This is a genomic window from Pseudomonas atagonensis, assembly GCF_011369485.1.
Lineage (GTDB): Bacteria > Pseudomonadota > Gammaproteobacteria > Pseudomonadales > Pseudomonadaceae > Aquipseudomonas > Aquipseudomonas atagonensis.
In genome coordinates, this window is record NZ_VXCA01000030.1 from 18,418 (window position 1) to 30,974 (window position 12,557).

The 12,557-nt window shown below is 60.6% G+C and carries 10 protein-coding genes; all 10 read right to left on the reverse strand.

Features of this window, described 5'->3' with window-relative positions:
* Positions 1–132: 132 nt before the first annotated feature.
* The 10 genes from trpE to F2P67_RS21195 all read right to left on the reverse strand — a co-directional run bounded on the left by trpE (position 133) and on the right by F2P67_RS21195 (position 12,546).
* Positions 133–1,614, reverse strand: a complete 1,482-nt coding sequence (gene trpE / locus F2P67_RS21150; RefSeq protein ID WP_166223237.1) for an anthranilate synthase component I — start codon at positions 1,612–1,614, stop codon at positions 133–135.
* 71 nt (positions 1,615–1,685) lie between these two features.
* Positions 1,686–2,504: a phosphoglycolate phosphatase gene (locus F2P67_RS21155; protein ID WP_166223240.1), complete on the reverse strand. Its 819-nt coding sequence runs from the start codon at positions 2,502–2,504 to the stop codon at positions 1,686–1,688.
* Positions 2,501–3,175: a ribulose-phosphate 3-epimerase gene (rpe, locus tag F2P67_RS21160; protein WP_007918813.1), complete on the reverse strand. Its 675-nt coding sequence runs from the start codon at positions 3,173–3,175 to the stop codon at positions 2,501–2,503. Before rpe ends, F2P67_RS21155 begins: the two co-directional genes overlap by 4 nt.
* Positions 3,176–3,288: 113 nt before the next feature.
* Positions 3,289–4,437, reverse strand: a complete 1,149-nt coding sequence (locus F2P67_RS21165) for an iron-containing alcohol dehydrogenase (RefSeq protein WP_166223243.1) — start codon at positions 4,435–4,437, stop codon at positions 3,289–3,291.
* Positions 4,438–4,598: 161 nt separating this feature from the next.
* A complete protein-coding gene (locus F2P67_RS21170; protein WP_166223246.1) occupies positions 4,599–5,423 on the reverse strand; it encodes an ABC transporter permease in 825 nt (274 codons plus the stop codon).
* Positions 5,424–5,435: 12 nt separating this feature from the next.
* On the reverse strand, positions 5,436–6,683 hold the full coding sequence (locus F2P67_RS21175) for an ABC transporter permease (protein ID WP_166223249.1): 1,248 nt from the start codon (positions 6,681–6,683) through the stop codon (positions 5,436–5,438).
* 263 nt (positions 6,684–6,946) lie between these two features.
* On the reverse strand, positions 6,947–7,990 hold the full coding sequence (locus F2P67_RS21180; RefSeq protein ID WP_166223252.1) for an ABC transporter substrate-binding protein: 1,044 nt from the start codon (positions 7,988–7,990) through the stop codon (positions 6,947–6,949).
* Positions 7,991–8,038: 48 nt separating this feature from the next.
* Positions 8,039–9,163 carry an ABC transporter ATP-binding protein gene (locus F2P67_RS21185; protein ID WP_158953271.1) on the reverse strand — a complete coding sequence of 375 codons (1,125 nt, stop codon included), beginning with the start codon at positions 9,161–9,163 and terminating at the stop codon, positions 8,039–8,041.
* A gap of 353 nt (positions 9,164–9,516) precedes the next feature.
* On the reverse strand, positions 9,517–10,146 hold the full coding sequence (locus F2P67_RS21190; protein WP_003228820.1) for a response regulator: 630 nt from the start codon (positions 10,144–10,146) through the stop codon (positions 9,517–9,519).
* A complete protein-coding gene (locus F2P67_RS21195) occupies positions 10,147–12,546 on the reverse strand; it encodes a PAS domain-containing sensor histidine kinase (protein WP_166223254.1) in 2,400 nt (799 codons plus the stop codon).
* Positions 12,547–12,557 lie beyond the last annotated feature (11 nt).

The following is a 12,557-nucleotide window of genomic DNA, read 5'->3' on the forward strand; positions in this document are numbered from 1 at the left end:
CAAAAGATCGCAGGCCTGCAAAAACAAGTGTGGGAGGAGGCTTGCTCCCGAAGGCAGTGGGTCAGTCGACATTAATCTGACTGACCTACCCACTTCGGGAGCAAGCCCCCTCCCACAAATACTATGTCCGGCTCAGCTTTCCGGAGTTTGCTCAGCCAAGGCCACGGCGCGGAACATCGCGCGGCGCTTGTTCAGGGTTTCTTCCCATTCCAGCGCCGGTACCGAGTCGGCAACGATGCCGCCACCGGCCTGCACATGCAGTTCACCGTTCTTGATGACTGCGGTACGGATGGCAATCGCGGTGTCCATGTTGCCGTTCCACGCGAAGTAACCGACCGCCCCGCCATACACTCCACGCTTGACCGGTTCCAGTTCGTCGATGATTTCCATCGCACGAATTTTCGGCGCACCAGACAAAGTGCCCGCCGGCAGAATTGCCCGCAGTGCATCCATCGCCGTCAGCCCTTCTTTCAAATGGCCGGTGACGTTGGAAACGATGTGCATCACATTGGAATAACGCTCGATGACCATCTTCTCGGTGAGCTTCACCGAACCGATTTCCGAAACGCGACCGGTGTCATTACGGCCCAGATCGATCAGCATCAAGTGCTCGGCGATTTCTTTGTCGTCGGATAGCAAGTCTTCTTCCAGTGCCAGATCCGCTTCTTCGGTCGCGCCACGCGGACGCGTGCCGGCAATCGGGCGCACGGTGATCAGGTTGTCTTCGACCCGCACCAGCACTTCCGGCGAACTGCCGACGACGTGGAAATCGCCGAAGTTGAAGAAATACATGTACGGCGTCGGGTTGAAGCAACGCAGTGCACGGTACAGATCGATCGGCGCGGCCTTGAAGTCGATCGACATACGCTGCGACGGCACGACCTGCATGCAATCACCGGCAAGGATGTATTCCTTGATGGTGTCGACGGCTTTTTCGTAGTCGTCCTGGGTGAAACTCGAACGGAATACCGGATCAGCCGATTGTTGCTTGCTGAACTCCAGGCCACGACGCGGGGTGATCGGCTGGCGCAGTTTCTCCAGCAGCTCCTGCAATTGCGCCTGACCTTGTTCGAAAGCATCGGCCTGCGCCGGGTCGGCCAACACAATCGCGTGCATCTTGCCGGCGAGGTTGTCGAACACGACCACCGCATCGGAAACCATCAGCAAAATGTCTGGCACGCCCAGCGGGTCCGGGTTCGGGCATTTGCCCAGGCGTTTCTCGACATAACGCACACAGTCGTAACCGAAATAACCGACCAGACCACCGTTGAATCGCGGCAGACCGGCAATGGTTGGCACGTTGTAGCGGGCCTTGAAGGTTTCGACGAAGGCCAGCGGGTCTTCAACGTCGTGACTTTCGGTCTCGACGCCATCGACGGTCACGCTGACGTGATGGTCATGAACCCGCAGCACAGTGCGGCACGGTAGACCAATGATCGAGTAACGCCCCCATTTCTCGCCACCCTGCACCGATTCGAGCAGGTAGGAGTTGGGCTGGTCGGCCAGTTTCAGGTAGATCGACAGCGGCGTGTCGAAGTCGGCCAGGGTTTCGCAGGCCAGCGGGATGCGGTTGTAGCCGTCGGCGGCCAAGCGCAGGAATTCTTCGCGGATCATAAGGTGCCTCGTGGTGTGAGGTGCAAATCAGTCAGGTGTGCAAACGCGCCGGCAGGCCGGCCAGGAACAAGTCAGGCGCGCCAACGCCAGCGGGCCAGGGCCTTGATGACTTTCATCCAGAGTTTGCGAGTGACCACCACGATGGCGTTTCCAGAAGGGGATTGAGAAGCGTCGGGCAACGTTATCTCAGCGGCCGTAACGAGGCAACCGGGAATTAGCTTGCGCAGATCGTCGATCACCAGCGCCGGGGATTCCTCGGCAATCGGCCGGCCATGGTTGTAGCCGTAACTGAGCGCGACACATTTGACCCCCGCTGCTTTCGCCGCCAGCACGTCGCTGCGCGAGTCGCCGACGAACAGCGATTGCGAGGCCGGAATGTTGGCCATTTTCATCACGAAGAACAGCGCGGCCGGATCAGGTTTCTTCTGCGGGAGCGTGTCGCCGCCGATGATCCACTTGAAGTAGCGGCCAATCTTCATCTGATCCAGCAACGGCGCGACGAAGCGCTCCGGCTTGTTGGTGATCAGCGCCATGGCCACGCCCTGTTTGTGCAGCCACTTGAGGGTGTCGCGTACGCCAGGATAGACCACGGTCAGCTCATGGCTGGCACCGTAGGCTTCCATGAACACTGCCAGCGCATGCTCGGCCTCGACGTCATCCACGGAGGAATGATCGATGCCACCCGCCAAGGCGCGGCGCACCAGCACCGGCGCGCCATTGCCGACCCACTCGCGTACTGCTTCGACGCCCGCCGGTTGGCGGCCGAGGGTGAGCAGCATGTTGTCCACCGCCGCCGCCAGGTCGGGAACCGAGTCGATCAGCGTGCCATCCAGATCGAACATCACCAACCGTGGCAGTTTGCCCGGGAACAGCTGCTCAAAACCGCTCATGGACGTGCCAGCGCCAGCTCGGAACGCATCTTGTCGATGACTTCCTGATAGTTCGGCGCGTTGAAGATTGCCGAACCGGCCACGAACGTGTCGGCGCCAGCGGCGGCGATTTCGCGGATGTTGTTGACGTTGACGCCGCCGTCGATTTCCAGACGGATGTCACGGCCCGAGGCATCGATGATCGCCCGCGCTTCGCGCAGTTTGTCGAGGGTGCCGGGAATGAACTTCTGCCCGCCGAAGCCCGGGTTGACGCTCATCAGCAAGACCATGTCGACCTTGTCGATCACGTACTTGAGCACGTCCAGCGGGGTTGCCGGGTTGAACACCAGACCGGATTTGCAGCCGCCTTCACGGATCAGTTGCAGCGAACGATCGACGTGCAGCGTGGCTTCCGGGTGGAAAGTGATGTAAGTGGCGCCGGCCTCGATGAAGTCGCCAACGATGCGATCCACCGGGCTGACCATCAGGTGCGCGTCGATTGGCGCGGTGACGCCGTATTTGCGCAATGCCGCGCAGACCATCGGGCCAATGGTCAGGTTGGGCACGTAGTGGTTGTCCATGACATCGAAGTGAACGAAGTCGGCACCGGCGGCCAGAACGTTGTCCACCTCTTCGCCGAGGCGGGCGAAGTCGGCGGAGAGAATCGACGGAGCAATTACGAAGGGCTGCATGACGCACCTTTTCTGAGCTAAATCACGATGGCGCGCATTGTAGCCTCATGCTTGGACGCGCGCACCGTGACCGCGATGATTGGGTTATGCCATGACGGGTGGTCGATGCCGGATCAGTACGCCGCGCGGTAGATCTTCTCGATGTCGGCAGCGCTGAGTTTGCGCGGGTTGTTGCGCATCAGGCGCTCGATGCCTGCGGCCTCCACGGCCATTGCCGGGATGGCCTCTTCCGGCACGCCGCAACTGCGCAGACCCGCGGGAATTTCCACTGCCATACACAAATCGGTCATCGCCTGCACGGCTTTGTCCGCCGCCTCGCTGGCACTCAGATGAGCGGTCTTCACCCCCATGGCTTCGGCAATATCCTGCATGCGTTCGACACAGGCCATCTTGTTCCAGGTCATGACATACGGCAGCAGCAAGGCATTGCTGACCCCGTGAGCGATGTTGAAGCGCCCGCCCAGCGGATAGGCCAACGCATGCACCGCGCCGACGCCAGCATTGCCGAATGCCATGCCGGCCATCAGGCTGGCAGTGGCCATATCTTCGCGCGCCTGCAGGTTGGCGCCGTTGGCGTAGGCCTTGGGCAACGCGTTGGCAATCAGTTTGATCGCGCCGATGGCCAGCGAATCGGTAATCGGCGAAGCGTTCACCGACAGATAGGACTCGATGGCATGCACCAGCGCGTCGACACCACTGGCGGCGGTGACGCTGCGTGGACAAGTCAGGGTCATCTGCGGACTGACCAACGCTACGTCCGGCAATAGAAAGTCGCTGACGATACCTTTCTTCAGTTGGGCGACCTTGTCCGAAAGGATGGCGACATTGGTGACTTCCGAACCGGTGCCGGCGGTGGTCGGGATGGCGATCAGCGGCGGGCCTTTGCGCGGTACCTGGTCAACGCCGAACAGATCCTCCAGCGCGCCGTGATAACCGGCATACGCCGCAACACTCTTGGCAATATCGATAGCACTGCCGCCACCGAGGCCAATCAAGCCGTCATGCCCGCCTTCGCGGTACACGCGCATGCAGTCTTCGACGATGGCGATTTCCGGGTCCGGCAGCACGCGGTCGAAAATCTCGTATTCGCGCCCGCCGAGTTGCACCAGCGCCAACTCGACGGTGCCGGACTTGACCAGAGCGGCATCGGTGACGATCAGTGGGTTGTCGATGTCGAGGCGTGTCAGTTCGGCCGCCAGTTGCTCGATGGCTGCGGCGCCGGTGATCAGTTTGTGAGCGATTTTGAACTGGGACAGACTCATCGTGCGCAGCCTCTTATAAATGTGGGAGCTGAGCACAAGGTTAGCTGGGGTTTTGGGGTTGTCTGCCATTCACACCATGAATGCCCCAAAACTCCACACACAACACAAATCCCTTGTGGGAGGGGGCTTGCTCCCTCCCACATTTTTGACCGATTGCGATCTTAAACCTGGGCGGTACGCAATTTTTCGCTGCGCCCGCGCAGCCATTCCAGGGTCAGCAGCAAAATTACGGAGAAGGCGATCAGCAACGTAGCCGCCGCCGCAATCGTCGGACTCAGGTTCTCGCGAATCCCGCTGAACATCTGCCGAGGCAACGTCGCCTGCTCGGGACCCGCAAGAAACAGCGTTACCACCACTTCATCGAACGAAGTCGCAAAGGCAAACAGCGCCCCGGAAATCACCCCCGGCGCAATCAGCGGCAGAGTCACCCGGCGAAAGGTGGTCAGCGGAGAAGCGCCAAGACTTGCGGCAGCGCGCACCAGATTGTGGTTGAAGCCTTGCAACGTCGCCGACACGGTGATGATCACAAACGGCACACCCAGCACTGCGTGCACCACGATCAGCGAGAAAAAGCTGTTGCCAAGCCCCAATGGCGCGAAGAACAGATAACTCGCCACGCCGATGATCACCACCGGCACCACCATCGGCGAAATCACCAGCGCCATTACCAGCGCCTTACCGGGGAAGTCGCCACGGGTCAGGCCAATCGCCGCCAGCGTGCCGAAGATCATGGCCAGCACGGTCGCGGCCGGGGCGACGATGATGCTGTTCTTCAGTGAGCGCATCCATTCCGCCGAGGCGAAGAAGTCCTGATACCAGTGCAACGAAAAGCCCTGCAGCGGATAGACCAGAAAACTGCCGGAGTTGAACGACAACGGCACGATCACCAGCACCGGCAGGATCAGGAACAACAGAATCAAGCCGCAGAGGATCCGCAAGCTGTAGAACCACACCCGTTCGATGGGCGACATATAAGGACTCAGCATTTCTAATTCCCCTTAGCTCAGGCGCAGGCGACTGGCGCCCACCAGCCAGCTGTAAATCAGATAAAGCACCACGGTCGCCAGCAGCAACAACCCGCCCAACGCCGTGGCCATGCCCCAGTTGATGCTGGTGTTGGTGTAGAACGCGACGAAGTAACTGACCATTTGATCGTTCGGGCTGCCCAGCAGCGCCGGGGTGATGTAGTAGCCGATGGCGAGGATGAACACCAACAGGCAACCGGCGCCGACACCGGCGTAGGTCTGCGGGAAGTACACCCGCCAGAAACTGGCGAACGGATGGCAACCCAGGGAAATCGCGGCGCGCATGTAGGTCGGCGAGATGCCTTTCATCACGCTGTAGATCGGCAAGATCATGAACGGCAGCAGGATGTGCACCATCGAGATGTAGACCCCGGTGCGGTTGAACACCAGCTCCAGCGGTTTATCGATGATGCCCATCGCCATCAGCGCGCTGTTGATCAATCCGCCGGATTGCAGCAACACGATCCACGCGGCGACTCGCACCAGAATCGAAGTCCAGAACGGCAGCAGCACCAGAATCATCAGCAGGTTGCTTTGACGCGATGGCAGGTTGGCCAGCAGGTAGGCAAGCGGATAGGCCAGCACCAGGCAGATCACGGTGATGATCAGGCCCATCCAGAAGGTGCGGGCGAAGATGTCGAGGTAGATCGCCTGATCCGGGGTGGCCGGGGCCAGTTCACCGAGGTCGTCAATGCGGTGGTCGACCGCCGCCAGCAGGTAATACGGGGTGATACTGCTGGTGTTGCGTTTGACCGCTTGCCAGTAGGCAGGATCGCCCCAACGCTCATCGAGGCCTTCGAGTGCTTCTTTATAAGAGGACGGCTCGCTGGCGAATGGCAGCGCCCGGGCGGTTTTGGTCAACAGGCTGCGATAGCCGGCCAACTCCATGTTCAGGCGCTTGGACAGATCGCCCAGGGTCTGGTTTTTGCGTGCCTCGGCGAGGTCTTCGCCGGCGGCTTTGTAGACCGGTTCAGCGGGCAGGCCTCGGCCGTCCCAACTGGCGATGGCCGCCACGGTGCGCGGCATGCCGCCGACCACTTCCGGGTTGCCGACGCTTTTGTAGAGCAGCGCCACGATCGGCACCAGAAACACCAGCAACAGAAACAGCACCAGCGGCGCGATCAGCGCCTGGGCCTTCCAGCGGTTAACCCGCTCGGCGCGCTTGAGCCGCTGCTTCAGGGTGGGGTCGGTGCCCGCGTTCAGGGGAATGGCGGTGGCCATGACGTACTCCGCAAATCTTTGATCGTTACAGAGGTGGCTAACCACCTCTGTTGTGTTGAAACACCACAACCTGTGGGGGCCAGCTTTTGTGGCGAGGGGATTTATCCCCGTTCGGCTGCGCAGCAGTCGTAAACCTGAGAATCCGGTTTTCCTGACACACCGAGTGGGATGGCTTCGGGGCTGCTTCGCAACCCAACGGGGATAAATCCCCTCGCCACACCAGCTCCCTCGACACAAAAGCCTTCACACAGGTAAAGCTGTGGTTACTTCGCCGCCCAGGAGTTGAAGCGCTGTTCCAGTTGCTCGCCGTTGTCAGCCCAGAAGCTGACGTCGATCTGCACCTGGTTGGCGATGTTTTCCGGGGTGGTCGGCATGTCTTTCAACACGTCTTTGCTCAGCAGCGGTACTGCCTGGGTGTTGGCCGGGCCGTAGGCGATGTTTTCCGAGTAGGTCTTCTGCTGCTGCGGCTGCACCGAGTAGGCGATGAATTTCTTCGCCGCGTCCGCACGCGCCTTATCCAGACCTTTCGGGATGGCCCATGCATCGAAGTCGTAGATGCCGCCGTTCCACACAACTTTCAGGTTGGATTCTTTCTGCACCGCAGCGATGCGGCCGTTGTAAGCCGAGCTCATCACCACGTCACCGGAAGCGAGGTATTGTGGCGGCTGGGCGCCGGCTTCCCACCACTGGATGTTCGGCTTCAGCTCATCGAGCTTCTTGAACGCGCGATCCTGGCCGCCCTTGCTGGCCAGTTCCTTGTAAACGTCTTTCGGCGCAACGCCGTCGGCCATCAGCGCGAATTCGAGGGTGTACTTGGCGCCTTTGCGCAGGCCGCGCTTGCCCGGGAATTTCTTCGTATCCCAGAAATCCGCCCAACTGGTCGGTGCGGTTTTCAGCTTGTCGGCGTTGTAGGCCAGCACGGTCGACCAGACGAAGAAGCCCACGCCGCACGGCTGAATTGCGCCTTTGACGTAGTCTTCAGTCTTGCCGAACAGCGCAGGATCGAGTTGCTCGAACATGTCTTCGTCGCAGCCACGGGACAGTTCCGGCGATTCAACTTCCACCAGATCCCACGAGACGCTCTTGGTGTCGACCATGGCTTTGACCTTGGCCATTTCGCCGTTGTATTCGCCGGCGACTATTTTGCCGTTGCCCGCCGCTTCCCACGGTGCATAGAAGGCTTTGACTTGCGCAGCCTTGTTCGCCCCGCCAAACGAAACCACGGTCAGATCAGGACCTGCGGCCATTGCGCTGGCCGCACCCATCAGGCCCAGAGTCAGGGCGGTGAACTTCAGGGATCTCAACATTTATTGTTCTCTCCACGTGCAGGGTTGGTGTTGGTATTGCCGGGGCGTTTAGTGCGCCTCTAAAAGCGGATCAAGCGCGCGAACGTGCTCGACCTGCCAGCCAAGCGGAACCACGTCGCCGACCGCGAGCGCGGGATCGAGCTCGGCAATCGGTTGTTTCACGAAGAAGTCGGTCTTGCCGCAGACCTCCAGGCGCACCCGGACGTGGTCGCCCAGATAGATGAATTCCGCCACCCTCCCTGAGAAGCGGTTGACGCATTGGTCGCTCGAGCCGTTGAGGCTGACGCGCTCCGGGCGGATCGACAAGGTCACCGGTTCGCCGGTCTGGCCGACGTTGACCGCCAGCGCCTCAACCTTCTCGCCACGGCCCAACTCGACCACACAGCGCTCGCCGCTCTGGCTGAGCAGGCGACCGTTGAGTCGGTTGTTCTCGCCGATGAAGTTGGCGACGAAGGTGTTTTTCGGTTCTTCGTAGAGCGTGCGCGGCGGGGCGATCTGCTGGATTTCGCCTTGGTGGAATACTGCAACGCGATCGGACATGGTCAGCGCTTCACCCTGATCATGGGTCACGTAGACCACGGTCACGCCGAGGCGCTGGTGCAGGTGTTTGATTTCCATCTGCATGTGTTCACGCAGTTGTTTGTCGAGAGCGCCGAGTGGTTCATCCATCAACACCAGTTGCGGTTCGAACACCAAGGCGCGGGCCAATGCCACACGTTGCTGCTGACCACCGGACAACTGCGCCGGATAGCGTGAGGCAAATGCGTCGAGCTGGACCATGCTGAGGACTTTCTTCACGCGGTCACTGACATCGCTTTTGTTCAGACCACGTACGGTCAGCGGGAAAGCAAGGTTTTCCGCGACGGTCATGTGCGGGAACAGCGCGTAGTTCTGGAACACCATGCCGATGTCGCGCTTGTGCGGCGGCACGTTGTTGATCGAGCGCCCGGCGAGAAGAATTTCGCCGGCGGTCGGGGTTTCGAAACCGGCGAGCATCATCAGGCTGGTGGTCTTGCCGGAGCCGGACGGCCCGAGCAAGGTGAGGAATTCGCCCTTGCGAATGTCCAGGTTGAGGTCTTTGACGATCAGGTTCTCGCCGTCGTAGCTCTTCTGCACTCCACGAAAGCTGACCAGCACATCGCTGGCCCCTGCGTTTGAATCGACCTGGCTCATACCCACACCTTTGTTGTTGATGACTGCTTGTGTATCAAGCCTAGTGGCTGGCGGCAGGCACGCAAATCGGGGCGCAGGAGAGAATCGCCTCAGCCGGATGGAAGGTTGAGGGTAGGGATTGCCCTACAAGGATGACGCTAACGGACAAGGCAGTTGCAAGCGTCGAGCTGCAAGCCGCAAGAACAAGCAAAAGCGGCTGTCGCTAATGGATATGCCCACAATCCTGATCATGGTGGGGATCTCATGTGGGAGGGGGCTTGCTCCCGAATGCGGTGGGTCAGCCAACCTTTCAGCAACTGATACATCGTCTTCGGGAGCAAGCCTCCTCCCACAGTTTTTGATTGCCGTGATCTTCAGAGGAGTTTGTGTTCCATCGCGTATTTCACCAGTTCGGCGAGCGAGGTGATGTTCAGCTTCTGCATCAGTCGCGCCTTATGCGTGCTGATGGTCTTGCTGCTGAGCGCCAGTTGCTGGGCGATGTCGTTGACGTTGGCGCCTTGGGCGAGGCGTTCGAACACCGAGAACTCGCGTTCGGACAACAACGAATGCAACGGTCGCGTATCGGTCAGGCCGACTTCGAAGACCATCCGGTCAGCCAGCTCCGGATCGATGTAGCGCCCACCCGCCGCGACCTTGCGGATCGCCGTGAGCAGCAGCGCCGGATCGCTGTCCTTGGTCGCATACCCGGCGGCGCCAACCTTCAGCGCCCGGGCGGCCATTTGCGCTTCGTCGTGCATCGACAGCACCAGAATCGCTGGCGGATTGTTCAGCGCACGAATACGCGGGATGGCTTCCAGTCCGTTGACCCCGGGCATGGAGATGTCCAGCAACACCACTTCGCACGGCACACTGCGCAGGGTTTCCAGCAGTTGCTCGCCATTGCTCGCCTCCCCCACCACTTGCAGGTCCTTGGCCAGGCCGATCAATTGCTTGATGCCTTCACGGACGATGGTGTGGTCTTCGGCTACCAGTACACGGATCACTTACTTCTCCTCATCCAGTGGCACTCGCACACTCAGTGTGGTGCCCTCGCCCGGCTCGCTGTCGAGTAACAACGAACCGCCCATGATCAACACCCGCTCACGCATGCCCACCAGTCCAAAGGATGTCGGCCTGCCCGCAGCGGCGACAAATCCTGCGCCGTCATCACTGACCGTCAGACACAACTCGTCGCCTTCCAGCGCCAGCGTCAGTTCGACAGTATGCGCCTGGGCGTGACGCATCACATTGGTCAGCGCCTCCTGCAAAATCCGGAACAGGCCGATGGCTTTGGCATCGCTCAGCGTCGGCAGATTATCCGGCACCTGCACCAGACACGGAATCTGCGTGCGCGCCTCGAAGCGTCGCGCCTGCCATTCGATTGCCGAAGCAATCCCGGCATCGAGAATCGGCGGCCGCAACGCCGTCGCAACATCGCGCACCAGCTGGAACAACTGGGCGATCAGGCGCTTCATGCTGTTCAAGCGTTCGTTCAAGCCCGGATCCAGTTGTGCGTAGGCCAGTTCGCACATCGACGTCTCCAGTTTCAATACCGTGAGCATCTGCCCCAGCTCATCGTGCACCTCACGGGCGATCCGCGCCTTTTCCTCTTCGCGCACGCTTTCAAGGTGCGCCGACAATTCACGCAGTTGCTCACGTGAGGCCGCCAACTCCAGCTCGATGCGCTTGCTCTCTGTGATGTCCCAGACGATGCCATCCCAGACGTAAGCGCCATCCTCCAGTTGTCGGGTAATGGCCTTGATTTCAGCCCAGCGCTGCTCGCCTTGGCGGGTAACAATGCGGCCCTGCCACGACCAGTCACGGTCGGTGTCCAGCGCCTGATCCTGGGTCTGGTGATAACTGGCCTTGTCGTCCGGGTGCACCAGACTGCGCAAACCCATGTCGCGGTGAGCGATCGCCGCCGGCGAATAACCGACCAGACTTTCACTGCCCTCACTGATGTAGGCAAAGTCGATCTGCCCGGTCACCGGCGCTCGCTCCAGACGGAACACCAGCCCCGGCACGTTGGCGGCAATACCTTGCAGGCGCGCTTCGCTTTCCTGCAACGCTGCCAGTGCGCGGCGGCGCTCAGTGACGTCGGTGAGATAAACCACCAGATATTCACTGTCGCGAAAGCGCAGAAAGCTCAGCGACACGTCCGCCGGCAGCACGCTGCCATCGGCGCGCACGCAACTGGTCTCGAAACTCAACGGTCCCTCTTCACTGGCCCGCGCGCGCTTCCACAGGTTGAGCCAGCGATCCATGTGCAGACCGGGCTCGAAGTCGATCAGCGGCCGTTCGATCAGGCCGCCTGCGGGATAACCGAGCATGTGCTCCGCCGCGCGATTGGCGTAGCGCACGTGGCTGTCCCAATTGACCCAGAGAATGCCGACGGTGCTTTGATCGATGGAAAACTGCGTCAGACGCAACGCCTCTTCGCTGGCGGCGCGCAGGGCAATGTCTTCACGCGCGGCGAGCAGCCGCTGCTCAAGACTGTGCTGTTGGCGCCGCTGCCAGAAAACGATGGCCACACAACTGAGCAGCATCACGGCAAACAGCAGACTGAGGTTCTGCCAGAACCCGGGCGACTCCGACAATCGCGGGTATTTCGGTTGCAGCCATTGATTGTGCAGGCGTTCGAGATCCTTGGCCGGGATCGCACGCAAGGCGCTCTGGACGATACCGGCCAGTTCCGGCCAGTCACGTCGAGAAGCCACGCGCAGCAGTTGCGGCAGACCGATGTCGCCAACCACCACCAGTTCGGCAAATTCGGGTTCGGCCGACAGACGCCCGAGCTGCGCCTCATCGACCACGGCGTAAGACGCCTGCTGACTCAGCAGCAACTGCAAGGCCTGACGCTCCATCGGCACACCTTGCAGATTCAGGTGCGGATAGTTGCCCCGCAAATAATCGGCTGTCGTACTCGGCATGCGCACGGCAATGCGGGTCTGGCTGTCGAGTTTTTCCAGCTCCACCACGCCGCTGGCTTTCTGATCGCTGACCACCAGTTGCGGCACGCGCATGTAAGGATCGGAAAACTGCCAGAGGCGCAACGCGCTCGGCGTCTGCGTGAGTCCCGGCGCCAGATCGATTTCGCCCTCGCGCACGGCCGTTTCCAGTTGCGCCAGATCTTGAAAATTACGCCAGCTCAATTCGACGTTGAGTGCCTTGGCCAGCGACTTCATCAACTCGACGTTGGCCCCGGACAGACGCTGCAAGCGTCGGTCGTACTGCGCGTACGGCGCCTGCAACACCAGGCCGACGCGCAATTCGTTGTGTTGCGCCAGCCATTGCTGCTGACCGGCGGACAACTGCGCGATGTGTGCCGGTGGCGCAGGCGCTGCCCAGCCCATCAAGGGAAGCCACAAACAGCCGATAACCCACAGGCAGCAAAATCGCTTCATTGAAGTCTCAT

Coding starts and splice junctions, on each gene's coding strand:
- trpE (WP_166223237.1), bottom strand. CDS start 1,614: ATGATCCGCGAAGAATTCCTGCGCTTGGCCGCCGACGGCTACAACCGC.
- F2P67_RS21155 (WP_166223240.1), bottom strand. CDS start 2,504: ATGAGCGGTTTTGAGCAGCTGTTCCCGGGCAAACTGCCACGGTTGGTG.
- rpe (WP_007918813.1), bottom strand. CDS start 3,175: ATGCAGCCCTTCGTAATTGCTCCGTCGATTCTCTCCGCCGACTTCGCC.
- F2P67_RS21165 (WP_166223243.1), bottom strand. CDS start 4,437: ATGAGTCTGTCCCAGTTCAAAATCGCTCACAAACTGATCACCGGCGCC.
- F2P67_RS21170 (WP_166223246.1), bottom strand. CDS start 5,423: ATGCTGAGTCCTTATATGTCGCCCATCGAACGGGTGTGGTTCTACAGC.
- F2P67_RS21175 (WP_166223249.1), bottom strand. CDS start 6,683: ATGGCCACCGCCATTCCCCTGAACGCGGGCACCGACCCCACCCTGAAG.
- F2P67_RS21180 (WP_166223252.1), bottom strand. CDS start 7,990: ATGTTGAGATCCCTGAAGTTCACCGCCCTGACTCTGGGCCTGATGGGT.
- F2P67_RS21185 (WP_158953271.1), bottom strand. CDS start 9,163: ATGAGCCAGGTCGATTCAAACGCAGGGGCCAGCGATGTGCTGGTCAGC.
- F2P67_RS21195 (WP_166223254.1), bottom strand. CDS start 12,546: ATGAAGCGATTTTGCTGCCTGTGGGTTATCGGCTGTTTGTGGCTTCCC.